This is a genomic window from Pseudomonas sp. HN8-3 (assembly GCF_020790195.1).
Lineage (GTDB): Bacteria > Pseudomonadota > Gammaproteobacteria > Pseudomonadales > Pseudomonadaceae > Aquipseudomonas > Aquipseudomonas synxantha_A.
On the sequence record NZ_CP086206.1, the window covers coordinates 2345860 to 2369515 of the forward strand.

General features: G+C 63.3%; 11 protein-coding genes. 6 read left to right on the top strand and 5 right to left on the bottom strand.

Annotation, left to right across the window (positions count from 1 at the left end; genetic code table 11):
* Positions 1-16: 16 nt before the first annotated feature.
* Complete coding sequence (locus tag LJX92_RS10540; protein ID WP_228309723.1) at positions 17-6427, bottom strand: non-ribosomal peptide synthetase; 6411 nt, start codon at positions 6425-6427, stop codon at positions 17-19.
* Positions 6428-6727: 300 nt separating this feature from the next.
* On the opposite strand from LJX92_RS10540, the gene LJX92_RS10545 reads away from it, so the two are divergent.
* The 3 genes from LJX92_RS10545 to LJX92_RS10555 are packed head-to-tail and all read left to right on the top strand — an operon-like array spanning position 6728 to position 12852.
* Complete coding sequence (locus tag LJX92_RS10545) at positions 6728-7612, top strand: ABC transporter ATP-binding protein (RefSeq protein WP_032876507.1); 885 nt, start codon at positions 6728-6730, stop codon at positions 7610-7612.
* Positions 7609-10671, top strand: a complete 3063-nt coding sequence (locus tag LJX92_RS10550; RefSeq protein WP_228309724.1) for a hypothetical protein — start codon at positions 7609-7611, stop codon at positions 10669-10671. The genes LJX92_RS10545 and LJX92_RS10550 overlap by 4 nt, the downstream gene beginning before the upstream one ends.
* Positions 10672-10704: 33 nt before the next feature.
* The gene (locus tag LJX92_RS10555; RefSeq protein ID WP_228309725.1) at positions 10705-12852 is read left to right on the top strand and encodes a TonB-dependent receptor; all 2148 of its coding nucleotides are present in this window, start codon (positions 10705-10707) and stop codon (positions 12850-12852) included.
* Between the two features lie 611 nt (positions 12853-13463).
* Here LJX92_RS10555 and LJX92_RS10560 read toward each other — a convergent pair.
* Positions 13464-15512, bottom strand: coding sequence for a TonB-dependent receptor (locus LJX92_RS10560; RefSeq protein WP_228309726.1), 2049 nt, complete (start codon positions 15510-15512; stop codon positions 13464-13466).
* A gap of 238 nt (positions 15513-15750) precedes the next feature.
* Between LJX92_RS10560 and LJX92_RS10565 the strand changes: the two genes are divergently transcribed.
* Positions 15751-16734, top strand: a complete 984-nt coding sequence (locus LJX92_RS10565) for a helix-turn-helix domain-containing protein (protein WP_228309727.1) — start codon at positions 15751-15753, stop codon at positions 16732-16734.
* Here the strand turns inward: LJX92_RS10565 and LJX92_RS10570 are convergent, their stop codons facing one another.
* From LJX92_RS10570 to LJX92_RS10580, 3 genes are all read right to left on the bottom strand, one after another.
* Positions 16735-17979 carry a carbohydrate porin gene (locus tag LJX92_RS10570; RefSeq protein ID WP_122733382.1) on the bottom strand — a complete coding sequence of 415 codons (1245 nt, stop codon included), beginning with the start codon at positions 17977-17979 and terminating at the stop codon, positions 16735-16737.
* A 54-nt stretch (positions 17980-18033) separates the two neighbouring features.
* A complete protein-coding gene (locus LJX92_RS10575; protein ID WP_228309728.1) occupies positions 18034-20442 on the bottom strand; it encodes a glucose/quinate/shikimate family membrane-bound PQQ-dependent dehydrogenase in 2409 nt (802 codons plus the stop codon).
* Between the two features lie 114 nt (positions 20443-20556).
* Positions 20557-21432: a bestrophin family protein gene (locus LJX92_RS10580; RefSeq protein ID WP_005787467.1), complete on the bottom strand. Its 876-nt coding sequence runs from the start codon at positions 21430-21432 to the stop codon at positions 20557-20559.
* Between the two features lie 331 nt (positions 21433-21763).
* Between LJX92_RS10580 and LJX92_RS10585 the strand changes: the two genes are divergently transcribed.
* Both LJX92_RS10585 and LJX92_RS10590 read left to right on the top strand, forming a co-directional pair.
* Positions 21764-22615 (top strand): hypothetical protein, encoded by an 852-nt coding sequence (locus tag LJX92_RS10585; RefSeq protein WP_228309729.1) that lies wholly within the window; start codon positions 21764-21766, stop codon positions 22613-22615.
* A 2-nt stretch (positions 22616-22617) separates the two neighbouring features.
* Positions 22618-23646, top strand: a complete 1029-nt coding sequence (locus LJX92_RS10590; protein ID WP_032876486.1) for a GGDEF domain-containing protein — start codon at positions 22618-22620, stop codon at positions 23644-23646.
* The last annotated feature ends 10 nt before the right edge of the window (positions 23647-23656 follow it).

Consider the following 23656-nt stretch of genomic DNA (forward strand, 5'->3'; position numbering starts at 1 on the left):
GCAGGTTGCGCGGGCATCAGATGACGCCCTCTTCAACGGTGTGCGGGGTGGGTTGGCGCTCTACCGCGTGGGCCACTTCCATCAGGCTGGCGGCGCCGAACAACTGGCCCATGGGCAATTCCAGGCCAACACGGCTGCGCAGCATTTCGAGAAACCGCGTGGCCAGCAGGCTGTCGCCGCCCAGGCGGAAAAAATTGTCGTGGCGCGACACGCTGGGCACGTTGAGCAATTGCTGCCACAGCTCGGCGACCAGTTGCTCTGCGGCGCTCAGCGGGGCTTCATCCACGGCGCAGTGGGACCGGGCAGCTGCCGCCAACGGCGCAAGCAAGGCACGGCGATCCACCTTGCCATTGCTGCTCAGGGGAAGGCGTTCCAGCACCAGGATGTGTTCCGGGCGCATATAGGCGGGCAGGCATTGCACCAGATGCTTGGCCAGCACCTCGGCGCAAGTGCTGGCGGTGACAGCAGCCAGCAGGCGCTGATCCTCGACCAGCACCACGGCCCGGTTCACGCAGGGATGACGGGCCAGCGCGGCTTCGACTTCCCCCAGCTCGATACGATGGCCGTGAATCTTCACCTGGGTGTCGGCACGCCCGAGAAACTCCAGCAACCCGCCTGGGTGGTAGCGGCCCAGGTCGCCGGTGCGGTACCAACCCTCGACAAAGCGCTCGGCATTCAATTGCGGCGCATGGCGATAGCCGCGTGCGACGCCGGCGCCGCCAATCCACAACTCGCCCGTGACCCAGTCCGGGCAGTCGCGGCCAAGGGCGTCGACCACGCGGTAAGCCTGGTTCGCCAGCGGCACGCCGTAGGGGATCGAGCGCCAGCCCGGCAACAGTTGCCGTACCTCGTAATGGTTGGACCAGATCGCCGCTTCGGTGGCGCCGCCCAAGGCAATAAAGCGGCAATCCTGGGCTTGTTGGCGCAGGCGTTGCGGCAGGTCGAGGCCGATCCAGTCGCCCGACAGCAGGGCCACCTTCAGCGCCAGGGGTTGGCGCTCAAGGGCGTTGGCTTCCAGCAGCATGTCGAGCAGCGCCGGTACGCTGTTCCACAGGCTCACGCGGTGGTGTCGCAGGGCCTTGAGCCAGGCGCGGGCGTCGCGGCGCTGGTCTTCGTCGATCAACACCAGGGCCGCGCCCACCGAGAGCAGGCCGAACACGTCATACACCGACAGGTCGAAGTCCAGCGCCGACAGCGCCAGACTGCGGTCCGACGCGTCGATGCCGTAGCAGCGGTTGATCTCGGCCACGGTGTTCATGGCGGCGCGGTGGGTGATTTCCACGCCCTTGGGCTGGCCGGTGGAGCCGGAGGTGTAAATCACGTAGGCCAGTTGGTTGGCGCACACGGCCAGCGGTGCCGATAGCGGTTCGGCGCTTTGCGCCTGGGACGGCTTCAGATGCTTGACGCCTGGCAGCTGTGGGTCGTGCTCGGCGAGGATCAGGCTGACGCCGGCCTGTTGCAGAATGCGTTGGCAACGCTGCAACGGCTGGTCGACACCCACTGGCAGGTAGGCGGCGCCGGCGGCCAGCACGGCCAATACACTCGCGATCTGTTGCGGGCCCTTGGCCAGGGAGACCGCCACCAGGTCACCGGCTGTCACCCCTGCGTCCATCAGGCTACGGGCGATGCGCAACGCCCGTTCGGCCAGTTCGCCGTAGCTCAGGCTGTCATGCTCACCCCACAACAGCGCAGGGCGATGCGGGGCGTGGTGCGCGTGCTGGAAAAAGCCCTGATGCAAGGTCGGATCACCCGGCACGCCGGGGCCGGGAGCATTCAGGCGGGCGCGCAGTTGCGCCTGGGCCAGGGGCAGCAAGTCTGGCGGCGCGTCGTCCCAGGCGTGTTCGGCCAGCCAGTGGAGGCTGCGCAGGTAGGCGTCGAACATGGCTTCGACCAGCCCTTCGGGGAACAGGCCGACCACGCGGTCCCAGTTCAGGGCGATGCCGCCGTCGGCTTCCACCACCTGATGATCGAGCCATACCTGTGGGGTTTGGGTCAGGCCGAATACCTGCCGGGCGAACGGCCCGTCTACCGGTGCGGCGGTGCCATCCGGCACCCCCAGGGCACTGGTGAAGACCACCGGCATGTTGACCTGCTGTTCGCCGCGTTGCCGCGCCAGTTGACGCAGCAAGTTCACCGAACCGATGCAGCGGTGTTCCAGCGCATCGCCGAGTTGCTGCTGGGTGCGCCGTGCGCGGTCGATCCAGCGTTCGCCGACCTTGGGCGCATAGCCGAGCAGGGTCAGGGAGGTGAAATCGCCCATGACCTGATCGATCTGCGGATGCACCGGCCGGCGGTCAAACAGGGTCAGGTTGAGACTCAGGTCGGGGCGCGCACTCCAGCGCCCGAGGGTTTCGGCAAACGCGCAGAGCAGTACCGCCGAAGCAGTCAGGCCGTGTTGCTGGGCCTTGGCCAGGATCGCTTGCCAGGCATCGGCCTTGACCTGCCCCTGCAGGCGCTCGAAGCGCGGTTGGCCCACGTTGGCGGGGTCGGTTGCCAGGGGCAGTTGCGGGTGCGGCGGCAACGTGGGCAGGCGTTCCTGCCAGAACTGTTGCGCGGCGTGCAATTCGTCAGGTTCCACATGGGATTGCACTTGATAGTCGCGAAATGAAAGCTGCAGCGGTGCCAGGGCCAGCGTCGGCTCGCGGTACAACGCGTCGAGTTCGGCATAGAAACGCAGGATGCTCAGGGCATCAAGAATCAGGTTGTCCAGGCTGATCGCCAGCCGCGTGTGCCGGCCCTGGGTCACCGCCTGCACATCGAACAGCGGCCATTGGGCGGGATCGAACACGCGGTGGGCACAGTGTTCGCGCAGGTCTTCAAGGCAGGCGTAGCGCTGGCCGATCACGAAGGTGGGCACCTGGGGGAGGATGCGTGCCTGGCCTGTGTGGTCGAACACCGTGCGCAGCGTTTCGTGGCGTTCGATCAGGCGTGCCAATGCGTGTTGCAGGCGTGGCAGGTCGAGGTCTTCGACGTCGTATTCGCGGTAGAAGTGGCAGCTCACGCCGCCCAATACCAGGCTGGGGTCGCGGCCCAGCCAGTAGGCTTGCTGCACCTCGGTCATGGGGAAGGGCGCGTGACGTTGGTCGAGGTCCGGTACCACGGTGCGTTGTGTTTCGGCCTGGGCCTGTTGATGCAGGCCTGTGCAGAACTGCGCCAGCACCGGCTTGGCAAACACCTGGGCGATCCGTGCGCCCCCCAGCCCTTGTTCGGCCAGCAGGCGCACCAGGCGCGTGGCGCTCAGGGAGTCGCCACCGAGGGCAAAGAAGTTGTGCTCACGGCAGACCTCGCCACAGCCGAGCAATTGCTGCCAGGCGCGGGCCACCTGTTGTTCGATGGCTCCGCAGGGCGGCGACAGCTGGGCAGGGACGGCGCTGCTGTGGTCGGCCAGCCAGCCGTTGAGTGCGTTGCGATCCACCTTGCCATTGCTTGTCAGGGGCCACTGCGCGCAGCCGAGAATCAGGCTGGGAATCATATAGGCCGGCAGGCGCTCGGCCAGGTCCGGCAGCTCCAGCACTGTGGGCTGCTCCGGGCCATTTGCAAGGCGCACCGCCGCTGCCAGGTGCTGGCCGACCAGCAGCGCCACCGCCTGTTCGACGCCGGGGCACGCCAGCAGCGCCTGTTCTACTTCACCGGCTTCGATGCGGTAGCCATGCAATTTGAGTTGGAAGTCTGTGCGCCCCAGAAACTCGACCGTGCCGTCGGGGTGGTAGCGCGCACTGTCGCCGGTGCGGTACCAACGCAGGCCCTGGTACTGCACAAATCGTTCGGCGCTGCGTACCGGGTCGCCACGGTAACCCTCGGCCACCCCGGCGCCGCCGATCCACAGTTCACCGGCCACCCAATCCGGGCAGTCATGGCCATGCCGGTCGACGATGCGCAGGCTGACGTTATCCAGCGGCTTGCCGTAGGGCAGGCAATGCCAGTGCAGTGCCTGGCCGGGGGCGGCTTCGAACAGCGTCGAGTGAATCGCCGCTTCCGTTGCGCCGCCCAGGGCCATGAAGCGGCAACCGGGCGCCTGGGCCCACAGACGTGGCGCCAACTGCGGCGCGACCTTGTCACCACCGAGCAATACAGCGCGCAGGGGCAGTGGGGCGTCGGCGCAACCCAGCAACATGTCGAGCAGCGCCGGCACGCAATTGAGCACAGTGGCGCGGTGCTGCACGGCCAGTTCACGCCAGCGTGGGGCGTCGCGTTGCGCTTGGGGCTCGATCAGGATCACCGCAGCGCCGTTGGCCAGCGCGGCAAACAGGTCAAACACCGACAGGTCGAATTCCAGCGCGGAGAGCGCCAGGATTCGGTCTTCGCCATTGAGCTGCAAACGCCGTTGCAGGTCTTCCAGGGTGTTGGCTGCGGCCAGGTGGCTGACCTCCACGCCCTTGGGCTCACCGGTGGAACCGGAGGTATAAAGAACATAGGCCAGGTCGCTGATCGCACCGGGGCGCGGCGCCTGCAACGCGGTGTCGGTGTGCGGCAAGCGAGTGAGCAACAAGCGTGCGCCGGACGACTGGCAGATCTTGCGGCAACGCGCCTCGGGCTGGTCGGCGCCGATGGGCAGGTAGGTGGCGCTGCACGCCAGGATGCCCAGCACGGCGATCACCTGCTCGGGGCCTTTGGGCAGTTGCAACGCCACGATGTCACCGCGCTGCACGCCCTGGCCTTCGAGGTAGGCGGCGACTGCGAGGGCTCGCTCGGCCAGCTCGCCGTAGCTGATGATGTGGTTGCCGTGCAGCAGTGCGGGCCGGGCGGGCGTCAACTGCGCCAGGGTGAAAAAACCTTCGTGCAGGCGTGTCACCGGTAATGCTGTGCGCTGGCCTTGGGTGGCGCGGCGTACGTCAAGCTGGCTGGCGGGAAGCAGCGCCGGCACCGTCTGATCCCAGGCCGCAGCGTCATGGCACAGGCGCTGCAACAGGCCGGTATAGGCATCGAACAGGCCATCGAGCACGCCCTCGGCGAACAACCCTTCGCGGGCGTCGAGGTTGACCAGAATGCCGCCGTCCAGCTCGGTGACCTGGGCGTCCAGCCACACCTGCGGGCCCTGGGAAATGATCCAGGCCGGCTGGCCGAAACTCTCCTGCACGCCCTCGGCGAACAGTTCCCCCAGGCCCAGCGCGCTGGTGTACACCACCGGCGCCAGCACTTGCTCGCCGCGATGGCGGGACAGTTCACGCAACACCTCAAGGCCGGAAAACGCACTGTGTGCGGCATCACCATGAAAGCGTCGTTGCAGCGCCGTGGCTCGGGCGGCGAAGGTGCCGGTCATGCGGCCGTCCCAGGCCAGCAGGATCGAGGAGGTGAAGTCACCGACCAGGCGCTCGACATCGGTATGCAAAGGCACACGGTTGAACAGCGGCAGGTTGAGCAGCAGCTCAGGCGTCTCGCACCAGGCGCCAAGGGCTTCGCAAAACACCGCGGCCAGGGCCATGGCCGGGGTCAGGGCGTGCTCGCGGGCGTGGCGTTCGAACGCCTGGCGTTGGGACGCCGACAACCAGTGGTGACGGCGGCGCACCTGGCGCTCATCGCCCTGGCTCTTGATGGGCAAGCGTGGGGCGCCGGGCAAGGCGTCCAGGCGCTGCAACCAGTAGTCGCGGGCGTGTCGATGGCGCTCGCGGTGCTCGGGGCTGGCGTGCTCCAGGCGCAGGTCGGCCAGGTAACGGGGGAAGCTGTAATCCAGCGCGGGCAGCGGCTGTAGGCGGTACAACTGCACCAGGTCGCCGAGCAGGGTACGCAGGCTCAAGGCGTCGGCGGCGAGCATGTCGAGGTTCAGGTGCAGGCGCGTGCCCTGGGGCAACAGTGATAACTGGATGTCCAGCACCTGGCCGTGTTCCACGGCCAACTGGCGATGGGAAAGTTCGGCGCGCAAGACGTGCAGATGGTGTTGCCGCTGTTCGGCATCGGCCTGGCGCAGGTCATGCACTTTGAGTCCCGGCCATGGACTGCGGGGCAGGATCTGCTGGCGGCCATCGTCGAGGAATTGCGCCCGCAACATGGGGTGGCGGGCCAACAAGGCGTGCACGGCGGCTTCCAGGCGGGCCGGGTCGACGTCGTGACCGTCGAATTCGTTATAGAAGTGTGCAGCCACACCACCCAGTGCCTGGCCAGGGGCACGGCCGATCCAGTACGCATGTTGCATGGGGGCCAGTTCGAAGGGCTGGCCATCGTCGGCGCTGTGATTGACGGGCGCGGCAGGAGCCGGCGCGGTGTCGAGCAGGGCCAGCCAGGCGCACAGGCGCGGGTCGGCCACCAGCTCGGCGAAACGCGCGGCCAGACCCTGACGCCGCCATTGGCCTGCCAGGCGGATCAGGGTGACCGAATCCAGGCCCCATTCGATCAGGTTGGCCTCCAGAGGGATCTGCTCGGCAGGCTGTCCCAGGGCTTCGGACAGGGAACGGCGCAGCAGGGTTAGGGTTGAGGTGCTGGGAGTGGCCATGGCTCAACGTCTTCTCATCGCTAGGGCCCGGACCGGCGTTGGCCCAGGCGCTGAGGGGCAGGTAATTGCGTGGAAGGAGATGCTAGTCATTCTCATTGTCTCGACTACCCGGATCGAATCGTTTTTGCCCCGTATCCGTTTCCCTCGCGCGGTTTCGGGCGTGTGAGGGGTGGGGCATAACGCCGATCAGCGTGCGGGATACGGTTGGAAAATGACTTGAATCGGGTAGAGCCGCGCCGCCGCCCTTGACTACCGTCGCTCGCCGCCCTTTTGCAGGGCTTGTCCTTGAGGGAGTTGTGGATGTCAGTCGATTCGGGTTTGCAGGTGCGCGGTTTGTGCAAGCGCTACAACAATGGCGTTGAGGCGCTGCGCGGCGTTGACCTGAATGTGGGGCCGGGCATGTACGGTTTGCTCGGCCCCAATGGCGCGGGCAAAAGCAGCCTGATGCGCACCCTGGCGACCTTGCAGCAGCCGGACGCCGGCAGCATCCACCTGGATGGTGTGGATGTGTTGGCCGATGCCGAGCATTTGCGTCGTCGCCTGGGTTACTTGCCACAGCAGCTGGGGGCGTATCCGGGAGTGAGTGCACGGGATTTGCTTGATCGGTTTGCCTGGCTCAAGGGGCGTACCGACACTCGCCAGCGCCGCGAGGAAGTCGAGGGCTTGCTGGCCAAGGTCAACCTGCAGGAAGCCGCGCACCGGGCGTTGGCCACGTATTCGGGCGGCATGTTGCGTCGCTTCGGCATTGCCATGGCCCTGATCGGCTCGCCGCGCTTGCTGATCGTCGATGAGCCGACCGCCGGGCTCGACCCGGCCGAGCGCAACCGTTTTCACCGAGTGTTGGCGGATGTGGCGGCCGAGTCCATCGTGTTGCTCTCGACCCATATCGTTGAAGACGTCGAGAACCTGTGCAGCCGCCTGGCGGTGCTGGCCGCTGGGCAGATTATTGTCGAAGGGCGCCCGGCGGATTTGCTCGAGGCTGAGCAGGGCCGTTTATGGGAGGCGTCGTTCGGTCGTGGTGAGCCGCTGCCCGACGCCTTGCATGTGGCGGCGAGCCCCGACGGCAGCCGCGTGATCGTGCACGGCGAACGTCCGGCTGACCCGCGCTTCAGGCCCCACGCGCCGCGCCTGGAAGACATCTATTACCTGGCGCTGGCCCAGGCTGGCGAGGCAGTCGCGGCATGAATACCTTTGCTCTCTTGATGCGCGAGGCCTGGGTGCAAGTGCGCGCCGGACTGCGCAGCGGCATTCCACTCCTGGTGTTCCTGGGCCTCACCGGCTATTTGCTGATGTCCCTGACCAATGCCGACTATGTGCAGAAAATGGGCGCCAGCGACATCGCACGCAATGCGCCGAGCCTGATCTACCTGATGTCGTGCGGGTGCATGTTTTTCCTGTTTTTCGCCTGGGCCTGGGTGTTCGCCCAACCGGCACTGCGCGACCGCGAGGCGCAATTGGAAGAGGTGCTGCTGGCCTTGCCGCTGTCGCTGCCGGCGCTGCTGTGGGGGCGCTTTATCGGCGCGGCGCTGGTGGGTGGCTTGCTCGCCAGTTCGCTGATCGTGGGCTTTCTGGTCAGCCCGGTACTGGGCTGGCTCGGCTGGGTGCCGGCCGCGAGTATCGGTGCACCGATGTGGTCGGCGCTGGGGTTTGCCTGGGTTGCGTTGCTGTTGCCGGTCAGCACCGGGGTTGGGGCCTTGTATTACCTGCTGGCCTTGCGCAGTCGTGGCCTGGCGGCACCGTTTGGGTTGGCGACGGTGTTGATGCTGCTGTGGATGTTTGCCGTGGTGGTGCTCAAGGGGGGGCATATAAACCCGCTGTTGGCTGCCAGCCTGGACCCGTCGCTGTTCACCTTTGCCCAGGCCCAGGTCGAGACCTGGAGCGCCGCGCAGAAATCCCAATCGCTGTTGGCCTTGACCCCGGGGTTCTGGCTTAACCGGCTGTTGTGGTGTGTTGTGCCGCTGCTGTTATTGGCCGCTGTATTGGCGCGCACCACGCGCCAGGGCTTGATGGGCAAACGCAGCGGGGCAGTGCTGGCGGAGCCGCCGATGTTACTGGCAGGCGCAGTGACCTTGCCTGGCCCGCTGACCCATAGCCAATGGTCGCGCGCCCTGTGGTATGAGGCACGTTGGCAGGTACGCCAGCTGTTTGCCCGGCGCCTCTGGTGGGTGGCGCTCGGCTTGCTGTTGGTGATGGGTGTGCTCAGTGGCTTTGTCCACGGCGTGTGGCATGCGCGAGGACCGATGGTGCCCCGGGCGGACCTGACCCTGCCGTTGTTGTCGAGTGCGTTGTTCCTGGTGATGGCCTTTATGGTTGCGGCGCTGGTTGGGCTGGTGTGCCGACGCGATGACGTCGAAGGGTTTGGCGCTATGTTGCAGGCAACTGCGGCCCCGGCGTGGTTGCGATTGCTGGGGCGGGTGGCTTGTGTGCTGCTGGCGACCCTGACGCTTGCGCTGGTGCCGGGCCTGGCCAGCTTGCTGATCAGTGCGATTGCCGCGCCCGACAGCCTGGCGCCGGGCTTTGTGCTGGTGTATCAGGCGTTGGTGTTCGCGCCTCCATTGGTGGAGCTGGCGATGCTCACAGTGCTGGTGCATGCGCTGATCCGCCGATCCGGGCTGGCGTATGCCGCCTCGATGCTGCTGACGTTTTTCCTGGTACTCAACCATGAGTTGGGCCTGGTCACCTATCCGGCCTATGCCATGGCGATTCCTGCGCATGTGAGCGTGTCGCTGCTGACCGGCTGGGCGCCGTGGCTGGCGTTTCTGACGACCTTGGCCGGTTGGAAACTGGCCGGTTGCCTGGTCATGCTCGCGATCGCGGCACTGGCCTTGCCCCGTGGGCCGGAGCGTCGTCGATTGAGCGACGTGCGCCGCGGTTTGCTCGGCTTGCCCGGTGTGTTGCTGGCTCTGGGTGCTGTCGGCTTGCTTGGCAGCGGCGTGTTGTTGCAGCGGCATTTGGTGGAGCAGGGCGATTACCAGTCTGTCGCCGAGCAACGCGCCGAACGCGCCGACTGGGAACGGCGCTGGCTGCCCGGGGCGAGTGCCTGGCAGGTGGCGGGCGGGCAGTTGCAGGTGCAGGTCGATTCGGCCGCCCGGCAGGTGGTGGGCCAGTGGACGTTGGATGGGGTGCTCACTACCGGCCTCGATGCCGAGTTGCCACCGGGTATGCAGGTGACCGCGGTCAGCGTGATGGGGCGCCCCGTTGTGTTTGAACACGCCACCGAGCACCTGCGGGTGCCGTTGGAGGGGTGCGCAGCGAGCGGTTGTCAGGTGGTGTTGAACTGGACGGTGAGTGCTGACGGCTGGCCTGCCGAGGGTGAAGCATTCTGGCTTGGGCCTCAGGGTGTGTGGCTGCAAGCGCACCGTGTGGTGCCACGCTTGGGCCTGGACAGCGAGCGGTTGTTGCGTGCACCGGCCCAGCGCAGCGAAGCCGGGTTGCCGACAGCGGTGCCCCGGTTGCCGACGGGCGCTGCGGTGGCGGTGGATGCCGTTGCACCGGCCGGGCACTGGCAATGGCAGCTTGAGGTCGATGGCCAGGCCATTACCGGCAGCAGTGAGGGGCCGCTGGACTTTGCCTATGCCACGTCGGCTCAGAAGGATATCAGCCGCGAGAACACCGCCCGTGAAGTGCAGGAGGACCTGGACGCGATGAGCGCCTGTGTGGCGCGGCGCCTGGGCAGCCGTCCCAGCGTCGAACAACTGAGTCAGTGGCCTGTCGGCATGGGTGCCAGCCGTCTGAGTCATGGCCATTTACTGCTTGGCCAGTCACCCAATTGGGACGTGGCGCCGACAGGCGTCGGGCGCTGGACGCGCCGTGCCCATATCGCCGAACTGCTTGCCCGCCAATCGCTGGTCGAGGCGAGCAACCTGCGCCAAACCCCCGGCTACCTGTGGCTCAGCCAGGGTGTGGCAGGTGCGCTGGGCCTGCTGTGTGTGGAGGACATCGATGGTGCTGATGCCCGTGCAGCGCTGGTCAAGCTGATGGCCGACGACCTGACCCGTGCCCTGGGCAACGACGGTGAGCCCGTCGGCACCCTGGCCGATGCCCGCGAACAGGGGTGGGCCGCCAGTTATGCCGCACTGGTCAGCCTTGACTGGGTCGCCGGGCAAACTCCCGAACAGCTCACGGCGCTGACCGCCGATGTCCGTAACGGCCAGGGATGGCCAACTGCGATCCAGGGCCTGCTGGGCGCGCCCTCCGATCCTGTGATTGCCGCCGCGCTCAAGCGCTGGGGGCCTGTGCAATGAAGTTGAATCATCCCTGTCTTTTGGAGCTTTGCCATGTCATCTGAACTGTCTATCCAGCCGCTGCGTCGTCCTTTCGGTTGGCGCGCCAACGTATTGACCCAAGCCATGGCGCTGACCTTGTCCAGCCAGATGTGCACGGCCTATGCTGCTGACTATCAACCCGCCGCCAGTAGCGAGACCATCGAGCTGGCGCCGGTGACAGTCAGTGCGCGGTTGAACCAGGAAAGTGCCAAGGACATTCCATTCGGTCTCTCGGTGCTTGATGGGAAAACGCTTGAGACCCGGCGGTTACGCACCCTGGAAGATGCCTTGCGCACCACGCCGGGGGTGGATGTGAACTCCTGGGGCGGCGCCAACGACGCCAACGTGCGCATCCGCGGGGTCGGCTCGCTGAACCAGATGAGCATGGATGACGGCTCGGTGGTGCTGAACGTGGACGGCGTGCCGATGTCGGTGCGCAACGCGGCAATGGCCACCCTCGACGTGCAGCAAGTGGAAGTGCTCAAGGGGCCGCAAGGCACGTTGTTCGGACGTAACAGCGAGGCCGGCGCGATTAACATCACCACCCGCAAACCCACCCGTGAGCTGGAAGGCTATGTGCGCGGCGAAGTGGGCAACCAGGGCCAGTTCATGACCGAGGGCGCAGTGGGCGGGCCGCTGACCGAGTCCCTGGCCGGGCGACTTGCCGTGCGGCGCAGCGGCTTTGATAACTGGGTCGATGACCAGCAGGATGGCGACCCCCTGACCAAGCCCCGCGACCTGGCATTGCGCGGCAGCCTGTTGTGGGACAACGATGAAGGGACCAACGGCCTGCTGACCGTAGAGCGCCAGCGCGCCGATCATTATGCCGGCTCGGAGATCCTGCGCCCGTTCGGCAATCGCCCGAGTCTCGATTACACCCCGGGTACGTTCAATGGCAACAAGAAGACCAACGAGCGTTATTCCTTCGAGCTCAACCATGACCTGGCCCAGGCCCGGATCACCTCGATCAGCGCCTACACCAGCACCGACTTCAATGCGGTCAAGGGTTATGATCGCAACATCACCCAGGCGCTGTATGGTCAACCGTTTGAATACCTGATCGAAGACTCGGCCCACGAGCGGGTCTGGAGCCAGGACCTGCGCCTGGGTTCGCTGGCGGATGCCGAGGTGTTCTGGGTGACCGGGGTGAACCTGTCGCGCTCCGAGCGCAGCTTTGACTCCAACAACTTCACCAACGGCGCGAAGCAGTTGCGCGACTTCACCACCAACAGTTATGCCGCCTACGGCGAAGTCACCTTCCCGATTGCCGAAGACTGGAAACTCACTACTGGCCTGCGCCACACCTGGGACCGCAAGACCTACGGCGCCGACTACAGCGGTGGCGGCAAGCTGGTCAGCGACAGCCGACGCTTGCAGGACGATTACAACACCGGGCGCGTGGCCCTGAACTACGCGTGGACGCCGCAGACCAATGTGTATGCGGTGTTGTCGCGGGGCTATAAGTCGGCCGGGTTTAACGACTACGCCACCTCGATCAAGGACAGCGAGCCCTACAAGGCGGCCAAGGTGAACTCCGCCGAGGTCGGCTTCAAGCATGAAAGCGAAGGCGGCGCACTGAGCCTGGAAGGCGCGTTGTTCATTACGCGTGTGCAGGATGATCACTTGCTGGGTTATGACTTCACATCCCTGGCAGTCAGCGCAGTGAATGCTGATACCCGCAGCAAAGGCGCCGAGTTGTCGAGCACCTGGCATGTCACCGATGCACTGACCTTGGGCAGTGCCATCAGCTACACCAACGCGGTGGTCACCTCCGATGCGCCGGGTGTTTCCGGTGGTGATGTGGCCAAGGGCAGCCGCGTGCCGGATGTGCCGTTGTGGAGTGGAAACTTCAGTGTGGCCTGGAAGAAGCCTTTGGGTGAACTGCTGGGCTTGCCCGCGCCGCGCTTGAACACCTTGCTCAACTACCGCGTACAGAAAAACCGCCCGGCTGATCCGCAGAATCACTACGATCTCAAGGGCTATGCCAAGCTGGACTTGCACCTTGGAGTAGAGAGTGGGGGGTCGGAGGTATATCTGTGGGGCGATAACTTGTTGGATGCGCGGTATGACCTGTATGGCGCGTATTCCACTGATACGGTGCTGACCGGGATGCCGGGGCGCGGGCGTTCGGCGGGGGTGGGGTATAGCTATCAATTCTGAGGCAGCCACTGGGTGCAATGTGGGAGGGGCTTGCTCCCGCTGGCGACCTGACAGCCTATAGCTATCTAACTGATGCCCTACGATCCAAATGTGGGAGGGGGCTTGCCCCCGATGGCGACCTGACAGTTGACCAGGATGTTGGATCAGACCGAGTACATATCCGTTATTTAGGTAACGGCTGCTATTGGTTCCGCTTTTACAGCGGGTCACTTTGAAAAGCGCAAAGTAACCAAACGCTCTTGCCCCACCACTCGGCACCTCGCTTAGGCTCGGTGTGCCCGTAATCCGCCATGGATTTGGGGGGCCGCCGCCACGCGCCATCCATGGCGCGGGGCGGCTAAACCGGCATCCCTGCCGGTTTACCCCCCAAATCCCTGTCGAATTCCGGCCAGCGTGGTTTAACGGGGCGCCTGAGATCAAAAGCAGATCAAGATCAAGATCAAGAGCGGCTCGCTGCGCATCGTGGTTACCGTCGGCTGCTACACAGCTGTGTAGATACCCATGCCCCGATGGGGGAGTGTCAGTCAGGACATTTGTGACTGATCCACCGCCATCGGGAGCAAGCCCCCTCCCACATTTGAACTCAGGACAGCCGGCCGAATCGCGTCGGTTCAGAACTGGTAGGTGTAGCCCACGCCTAACGTACGCCGACGCGACGGCCCACCATAGGCCACCGGGTCGCTGTAGAAACCATAGGTGTCATACGTCTGGTTCAACAGATTGTCGGCAAACGCATACACCTCGCCAAACTTGCTCTCCAGCCCCGCCCGCAGGTCGAGTTTCTCGTAGTTGTCCAGGTTGAAGTGGTTCTGCGGGTCTGCCGTGCGTTCACCCACCAGGTGGTAGTTGAGGCTGGTGTTGAGGTTGGTCTGGCCAAGGCTGGCGAAGTTGCCCAGGGGGTGTTTCCAGCTGGCGTTGACGTTGCCGCTCCAGCGGGGCACGTCCGGGGTACGGTTGCCGGCGGCGACGTCGCCAGCCTGGATGCCTTGCACGCCGCTGGTGATCTTGGCATCGAGGTAGGTCGCGCTGGCGGCTAGGGTCAGACCGTAGTCGAAGCGCCAGCTACCTTCCAGTTCGGCGCCGCGGGTGCGGGTGTCGGCGTTGAAGGCGTTGGTGGCGAAGGTCGCCGCGTCGTAGCCAAGCAAGTGATCATCGTGCACGCGGGTGTAGAACAGCGCGCCGTTGAGGCTGCCGCGACGGTCGTCGGTCTCGCTCTTGAACCCCAGTTCGGCGGCCCTGCTGACGGCGGCCTTGTAGGGTTCGCTGTCGCTGACCTGGGAGGCATAATCATTGAACCCGCCGGATTTATACCCTCTTGCCAATTGCACGTAGACGTTGGTCTGTGGGGTGATCGCATAACTCAGGGCGACGCGGCCGGTGCCGTAGTGGTCGGTGAGTGCGCGCGAGTCGTCCACGGCGCTCGAACCTGCGAAGTATTGGCCGTCGTAGGTCTTGCGGTCCCAGGAATGGCGGTAGCCGGTGGTGAGTTTCAGGCGTTCGGTGAGCGGGACAGTCACTTCGCCGTAGCCTGCGTAGGTGGTGGTAGTGAAGTCGCGGAACTTGGCGCCGGAGGTGCCGTAGGTGTTGCGTGGGGTGTCGTAGCTGCGTTCATTGCGGCTAGCGGCGACGCCGGCGACCCAGAACACGTCGGAATCGGGCAATGAGCCCAGGTGTATATCCTGGCTCCAGCTGCGCTCGAAGGATTTGTCCACCACCCAGAACTCACCGGGCGTGCCATAGAGGGCGCCCATCAGCTTGCTGTCGTAGGCGATCAAGCCGGTGAAGTCGGCAGTGCCAGTGGCGGTGGTGGAGGTCAGCCGACTGTTGGCGAAGTCGTGGTCGACCTTGATCGTGTAGCGCTCGGTGGTCTTTTCGTTGTCGTCGAACAGGCCAGGCGTCAGGTCCAGGCTCGGGTGGCTGCCGTAGGGGCGCAGTACCAGGGAATTGGTGGCGCGTTCGGTCTGCTGGCGTTCGGCGCTGAACAGCACGTGGGTGTCATCGTTGAGGTCCCACAACAAGCTGGCGCGATAGGCTTCGTTGCGCGGTTTGGTAATGGGGTTATGGGTCTGGTCGTTGTCGATCCAGCTGTCGTAGCCGGCACGTCGCACCGCCAGGCGGCCGCTGAGGCTGTCACTGAGCGGTCCGCCAATGGCGCCTTCGGTGAGGAACTGGCCTTTCTGGCCGACTTCACCACGCACATAACCTTCGAGTTCCCGGCTGGGTTGGCGGGTGGTGATATTCACGGCACCGGCCTGGCCGATTGCGCCGGACAGTGTGCCCTGCGGCCCCTTGAGCACTTCGATGCGGTCGACGTCGAGGGTGCCGAACCCCAGGCTGCGCGACGACACAGGTACGCCGTCGATATTGAATGCGACCGAACTGTCGTCCATGGACATCTGGTAAAGCGAACCGACACCGCGGATCAACACGTTGAAGTCGTTGGGCCCGCCGGAAGAATTGACGCTGACCCCTGAGGTATTGCGCAGTGCGCTTTCCAGGGTATCGAGGCGTTGGGTACGCAGTTGTTCGCCATCGACCACACTGACGCTGATCGGTACTTCCTTGGAATCTTCCTGGGCCAAGCGCGCCGTTACCGTGGAGGCGGGCAGTTGCAGAGGTTCGCCGAGGGTGGCGGCGAAGGCGGTAGGGGTCAGTGTCAAAGCAATCGCTATTGTTATACTATTACGTTTGTAGCAAGATTGACGGGTAGCCGCCGTGTTGCATCGTGCAGACATGATGGGACCTTGACTGAGAGTTCTGATCGGCGTGCGTTGCTCAGGGGCAGCAGCAATCTGGCTTGGCACGTGCGGTGCGCCAAATGCTAATAATTATCAATTGCAGAGTTCTACCCCGATGTGGTCTGATTCGAGCCGTATCCGGTCAGCCAGGAGATTTACGATGTCAGCCGTTCAGGGAGGCGCAGGAGAACCGATGCCGGTCTCGCGAATCATTACGGGAGGGTTTGGTAGCGATCTGGGGCCGGGAGCGCATTGCCGGGTCACGCGTATGACCCTGCAGGAGGGCCTGGACATCGTTCGTTGGCAGAGCACCTTTGAGCAGCCGGTAGAGTTGCCCTTGCAAGACGACAGCGAGTGCATTCACTTCAGCTTCACCAACCTGTTAAAGGGCAAGGCCGCGTGCAGCTTTCGCGATGGGCGCCGGCAACGTCGCTATGTGATTGATGAAGGCGCGGGCAGCATCAGCTTTGGCCGTTGCCGCCATGGCCTATATCATCAGCACGGCGAGATCGACAACATCACCGTCATGATTCGCCCCGAGTTGCTGGCCCAGTGGGAATTGAAGCTCGACCCGCTGCTGAACAAGGCATTGGCCTGCGAACATTGCTTCCTCGACGGCCATCGCAGCGGTGAAATGAGTGCTACCGCGCACATGCTCGGCCTGGCCATGGACCACGGCGCCAGCCTGCCATCGGCCCCGCCGCGCAGCAGCCTGTGGCTGTACGGGCAAAGTGTCACGCTGGTCAGTCTGTTCCTCGAAGCGCGCCAGGATGGCGAATGCACCTGCCGCGTCAGCCACACCGACCGCCAGCGCCTGGTGCGGGCCCGCGATCGTTTGCTGGAAGATCTGGGCAAGGCGCCAAGCCTGTCGGAGTTGGCCCGTGAGTCCGGCTTGAGCCAGCCCAAGCTCACCCGCGGGTTTCGCCAGCTGTTCTCCAACAGCGTCTATGGCGTGTTCCAGCAGACGCGCATGATCCAGGCGCGCAGCCGCTTGATGAGCGGCAATGAATCGGTGATGCGCATCGCCTCGGACCTCGGTTATGCCAACGCCAGCCATTTCGCCACTGCGTTCCGCAAGCAGTTCGGGATCAATCCGTCGATGTTGAAAAATGGCGGGCGCGGCAGAGCCCTGGATGTCGGCTGACTAGAAGGTCGCTTTCACCTGCAGTCCCAGCACCAGCGCGTTGTCGATGTTCTGTGCGGAAAACGCCCCCGGCTCGATGATGTATTGCACGTCCGGGCGCAAGGTCAGCCACGGTGTGGCCTGGTAGCCGTAGCTGAGTTCGATCAGCTGTTCAGCGTTGTCCAGATTGGCGTAGGCCGCATCCGCATTATCCCGGCTGCGCGGGTTGGGCACTGCACGGCCATAACCGAGGGCGACGGTATCCCGTGGGCGACTGTCGAACGGTTTGTACAGCACCAGCCCCGCGCCATACCACTTGGTGAACGGCGAAGCCGCTTCGCTGGCCGCAGAGTATTGGCCGAAGGCGTGCAAGCTGCGGCCTTGGGAGGATTGGGAGGCCCACACCGCCTGGTCGATCAACAGGTAGTGACCGCCGCGCCCGCTGACGTCCTTGTTGCTGCCAATGCGTTTTACATCGGAACTGTCGTAGTAATAACCGAGCTTGTATTCACCCGGCAGGCTGCCCGCGTGCTTGTAGATCAGCTCGATGGGCACCACGGTGCCGGTGGTGTGCTTGGGCCCCAGGTGCCAGGCGCGGCTGGAGTTGCCATTGCTGGAAGGGTCGACGTTGAACGCCGCCACCCGCAGTTGCCAGTTTGGCGAAAAGTCATATTTCACCCGCGCGCCCAGGTGCGCATTCGGGTAATTGGCCCAGCCACTGCCGCCCGACATGTTCAGCGGATGCCCGCAGAATCCGGCGTTCATGAAATTGCACAAAATGCCGCTGTCCAGGCCGCCGAGGTCATTGCCCATGGCCATGTAGCCGAGCTTGACGTTGAGTGCGGGGGTGAACAGCGTGCGCTCGTAGCTCAACTCGGTGAGGCGCGTGTAGAGGCCGCCGTAGTTTTCCTGGATCGGCAGGCGGTTGCCCACCAGGTCTTCGGAAGCGCTGTTGCCGCGCCGGTCGTTGATGGTCAGCTGGATGCGGTCGCCGTTGTTGAAACCGTAAAGCTTGCCCAGGTCGAACTGCACGCCGAGCTTGAGGTTTTGCGAATAGCGGGCCGAGCGATGCTGGCCGCCGTGGGCGTTGTAAGCGGTTTCGCCGCTGTAGTCGCCGGTAAAGCGGATGCCTTGTGCGTCGAGCTCACGGCGCAGGCCGCCCCAGTCGCCGGTCAGGGTGGTGTCGTCGGCTTGAACGGGCAGGGCAGCAGTCAACGCCAGGCCGAGCACCAGGCGCCCAAGGGAGGTATGAGAAGTAGGGTTCATGCGGAGTTCCAAACGCAAAGCGCGGTGCGGGAGCACCGCGCGAACAGAGAGGGGTTACGGCAGGGCGTAGGCGATCACGTAGTCGCCGCGGTCGGTGGACTGGCGCGCGCCGCCGGCGGTGACGACGATGTACTGCTTGCCGGTTTTTGGCGACACGTAGGTCATCGGGCCACCCTGGCTGCCGACCGGCAAACGAGCTTTCCAGATTTCGTCACCGTTGCCACTGTTGAAGGCGCGCAGGTAGAAGTCCTGGGTGCCGGCGATAAAGATCAGGCCGCCTTGGGTGGACAGCGTGCCGCCCAGTGTCGGCAGGCCGACTTTGATTGGCAGGTGCATGCGGATGCCCAGGGGGCCGGTGTCTTCAACCGTGCCCACCGGTACTTGCCAGGCAACTTTTTGCGTCTTCATGTCGATAGCGGTCAAGGTGCCGAATGGCGGTGCCTGGCAGGGAATGCCGGCCACCGACAGGAAGCGGTTCTTGTTGACCGCGTAAGGCGTGCCCTTGAGCGGCACGGCGCCCATACCGGTGTTCAGTGCTTCACCACCGGAAGAGGCCTGGGCCTTGTTTTGCGACGGCACCATTTGGATCCACAGCCCCAGGCGCATGTCGTTGACGAAGATAAAACCGTGTACCGGATCGGTGGAGATGCTGCCCCAGTTCATGCCGCCGAGCGAACCCGGAAAGCTCAGGGATTTATCGGTGCCCGGCGCGGTGTACAGGCCGTCGTAGCGCATGCCTTTGAAGTCGATACGGCACAGCAACTGGTCGTACGGCGTAGCACCCCACATGTCCGATTCGGTCAGGGTCTGCGCGCCAATCTGCGGCATACCCACCGATTTTGGCTGGGTCGGGGAGTATGGTTCGTTGGGAATGTTCGCGGCCTTGACCGGCACTTCCTGCACGTCGGTCAGCGGTTTGCCGGTGGCGCGGTCGAGCACGTAGATCTGCCCGGCCTTGGTGCCGATCACCACGGCCGGTACTGCCTTGTCGCTGCCTGGCGGGGTGAAGTCGATCAGGCTCGGCTGCATCGGCAGGTCGAAGTCCCAGAGGTCATTGTGGACGGTCTGGTAGACCCACTTTTCGGCACCGGTGGACGCGTCGAGCGCCAGCACGGAGGCGCCATATTTGTGGTTCAGCTGGGTGCGTTCCACGCCGTAAATGTCGGTGGAGGAGCTGCCCATCGGCAGGAAAACGGTGTTCATCAGCGGGTCGTAGGACATCGGCGCCCAGCTGTTCGGCGTGCTGCGCACATAGGTGCTGCCCGCGGCCGGCGCTTGCTTGTCTTCAGGGTTGCCTGGGTCGAACGCCCAACGCATCTGGCCGCTGATCACATCAAAACCACGGATCACGCCGCCTGGCATATCGGTCTGCACGTTGTCGGCGACACGGCCACCGACAACGACGGTGGTGCCGGCGATCAAAGGCGCCGAGGACAGTTGGTAGTAGCTGTCCGGCACATTACCCAGGCCGGCTTTCAAGTCCACTTGGCCATGGGTGCCGAAGTCTTCGCAGAACTTGCCGGTGTCGGCATCCACGGCGATCAGGCGCGCATCAATGGTGTTGGTCAGCAGGCGACGCTGGCACTGCGCACCGGCAGGCACGCTGGCGGCAATGATCGGCGAGCTGTTGGGCTGGGTCGGCTGGGCAATCGGCGCAGTGGCGTCGAAGTAGGCCATGCCACGGCAACGCTGCCACACCGCTGACTGGGCGTTGACCTCGTTCTTCCACAGCTCTTTGCCGGTGTCGGCGTCCAGAGCGATCAAGTTGTTGTGCGGGGTGCAGATGAAGACTTTGTTGCCGATCTGCAAGGGCGTCAGCTGGTCTTCGGCGCCGTTGCCGTCGCTGATGGCCACGTCACCGGTGTGGTAGGTCCAGGCGACTTTGAGTTTGTCGATGTTGTCGCGATTGATCTGGTCCAGCGCGGCGAAGCGGCTGCCGCCCTCGGTGTTGCCGTAGTGCGCCCAGTCTTTCTGTGCATCGGCTTCGGCTACCGGGGTGATGCCAGGGCCGGCACCGGTCGGCGCCACGCTTGGGTGAGCGACGAACATATTGCCTGCCGCCACCGCCACGCCGACTGCCAACAAAGCCGCGACCGCATAAGCGCCGCGCGCCGGTTTGCCGGCCAGCAATGGATACACCAGCGCCACGACCACGCCGATCACCGCGAACATGAACAGCCGCGAGAACAGCGGCCAGTACACCAGGCCCACGTCGGCCACTGCCCATACGGCCGTACCGACGAGGAACGCGGCAAACCACCACGCCCCGGCAGGCTTGCGCCGAGCGATCAGCAGCCCGGAGACGGCCATGGCCACGCCACCTGCCAGGAAGTACCAGGAACCTCCCAGGCTGACCAGTTTGGCGCCGCCCACGGCAAGCGCAAGGCCGAGCAGGGCGATGACAACGCCCAGGCCCAGGAGTAGAAATCTAGAGACGCCAGCGGCGCGCGATGCTCGTTTCATGTCGAATAGACTCGAGTGAGAGAGGGCAAAGACGCGATTTTAGCAAGATAAGTAACCGGTTAGTACATTGTGCCTCGTAATAGTCTTTTACAACTACGGCGACGATGCCTTGGCTCAGGCCAACGCATCGCGCTGCATCGATTGCAGGTTCTTCTCAATGGTTTCGCAAATCGCCTCCATCTGGATCTGATGCTCGCTGGAGTGAAACGGGCTTTGCAGGTCGGTGCCGATACGCTCGATGGCCAGCAGCATAAAGCCCACTACCGTGGAAGCCAGCGGGGTAAACCAGCCGAGGGATTCCACCAGGCCCACCGGTACGATCAGGCAGAACAGCGAGATAAACAGCCGCGGGAAATACACGTAGGGGTAGGGCAATGGTGTATTGGCGATGCGCTCCATGCCGCCTTGGGCATTGGACAGGTCGACCAGGGTCGACTCCAGCCGCGCCAGGCGAATACTGTCCAGGTGGCCGGCTTTGTATTCCTTGGCCAGCAACGCCGCTGACCCGGTCAGGATGTCATTGGCAAAATTGTTGGTCGCGCCATTGCGGGCAAATTCCTCGGCGGGGATAAACGCTCGCACTTCATCCGGGCAGGGTTCGCCCTTGAGGTGGGCGGCCAGGCAATTCACATACGCCACATGGCGGCGCAGCAATGTGGATTTGATCGGATTCACTTCGCCGTCGGGGTCATCCAGCAGCGTCAGCACCTGGCGCGCAAAGCTGCGTGAATTGTTGACCATCGCCCCCCATAACGTGCGCGCTTCCCACCAGCGGTTATAGGCGCTGCTGTTGCGAAAACTGATCAACACCACCAGCGCCGAACCCAGCAATGTCAGTGGCATCAGCGGCAGGTTGATCTTGGTGGTCAGAAACAACATGAAGTCCACGGTTACTGCCACATCCCACAGCAATAGCCAGAACAGGGCCCAGCCCACATAGCCCATGGTCTTGATGATCAGGCGGTATTTCTTCAGGACGGCAGCTTTCAAACGAGAACCTCGCGGCGGGCGGTTGGCAACAATGCTCTGTTACGACGCCACGCAAGGGAGAAAGGTTCGCCGGTTGCTGAATCGATTCGTCGACCAGTCACTAGCTTCGGAGGATGTAACGAGAAGTTACGCGCAGGTGTGCGCAGAGGGTCCACTTGAATCTGGAACAACTTTGGTACTGATGACGTCTTGTCCGGCAATCGCTGTACATTGCGTTCGAGGCAAAAAGCCATTAACCGTAGGGTTTACCACGTGATTTGTTTTGGGGCCGGGCTGCAGGGATTTCGTAGCTGAGATCAGTGGAATCAAGTTGGATGATCAGGGCTCTTTCATGCATGTCAGTTCGTTGAAGTCGGCTATGTGTAATACCGCGCAAGCGCTCGAACGTCATAAGGATTTTGAATCGTGCCTGAGAGCGCATTACCACGTGCTGCTCGTGCCCTATTCCCGAAGACCGTTTTTCTACAAGAGTGCACTTAAATACAGCCGTTTGATGGTGTCGTTTGCCTTATTGAGTGAATACTTCGCCACACCCTTACCGTTATTGTCGGAAGTTAAGACCCTGTGTGTGACGCGAAGGTATTGTTCAAAAAACAGCCTGGAATCAATGTTCCTGTTATTGCGGGCGCTGGGCTTCATGGACGTCGCGCCGCACCCCGAAGACAGTCGCTTCAGGGTCTACGCGCCGTCGGATGAGGCCTGTCGCGAAGCGCGTTTGATGTTGACCTCGCTCACCGAGTCATTGGCGCGGCTTTACCCTGAGCGGGCGATTTTCCGGCAAATGCGCGAGTTGGATGACCGGGGCTTCCTGTCCCTTTATTTCAAGGGCTTTGCCATTATCCTCGACGCCGATCTCACGGTGGATGTACTGCTTCCCGAGTGTTACTGGTTGGTGAAACGAGACGCCGGGCATCTGTTGATGTTGGCGATTTATAACGATGCCTTCGCGCCGGAAAATGATCGGGCCACGTTCCGGTCATCGTCTTATCTGGCCTTGGCCAAGCAACTTTCCGTGTCCAAGACTCACATTATTCGAATGGTCCAGGAGGGCGTCGAGAAGGGGTATTTCAAAGCTCACTCCAAGACCCGGCTGGAAGTGCTGCCGCCTTTTGTCAGTCTGGTAAAACGCTTTATGGCCTTTTCTTTTGCGCTGGGCCTGCATGCTATTGAGATGGGAGCGTAAGGATGCCTGCTAACTTGAAGTTAAGGCCCAGGATGCGCAGGTTGTTGTCGCCTGCGGTGACCCAAGCGGAATGGATCGGGATCATTGCCTGGGTCGGTATCTGGCTGATTCATCCAGCCATGCAGTTCGACCTGTCCATGTTGGGTGTCACCATTGGCCTGTTGCTGGTATGCCGGTTTCACTCCAAAACCGCCAACTTTCTACTGTGGCGGATGCTGGGAGTGGCCTATATCGTGATGTTGTCCGTGGGGTTTGCCTATGTCATTGGCCTTAATCAGGAGTTGCGTATCTACGGCTTGCCCCTGGCCGTCACCCTGGTGGTCGGCAGCGCTATCTTGTTTATCAGTGTTCAGGATTATCTGGTCGGCGCCCTGTTGGTCTGGTTCATATTATGGTCGCCGATGCAGGCCGATATATATGCAGGAACACAGGCTTATCTGCTGATATTTTGCGCATCTTCGGTCTCCATCGGTTTCATCCTGAGTTATTCGTATTTGAAGAACCTGCGTTCGGTGTTGTTGGTGGAAAGCGAGTTTCGCGCCTTGGCCGAAACCGATTACTTGACCTCGATCCTTAACCGTCGCGCTTTTATGCAAAGCTTCGAACAGTTGCTCGACAGCGGCCAGGCTGGCTACTTCATCATGTTGGATATCGACAGCTTCAAGGCAAAAAATGATCTGTACGGTCACGATGTCGGTGACAAGATCCTGCGGGCCATGGCCGTGTGCCTGAAAAACGCCAAAGGCAGCCACAGCTTTGGAAGAATCGGCGGGGAAGAGTTCGGCGTGTTGTTGCAGGACGATGACCCGGTCTTCGCCCGTGAGTTCGTGCTGGGTTTGTTGCAGGCCATACGCTCAAGTGTTGCCGCGCCTCACAACTACACCTGCAGTGCGGGCATGGCACGCTTCGCGCCAGGTGACGAGTTATCGGCGGTGCTCAAGATGGCGGACAAAAATCTTTACGGCGCCAAACGCAATGGCAAGGACTGCGTTCACCTTAATGGCGTGTTGCTGCAGCCTGTTGCGTCCTGAGGGGCAAAAC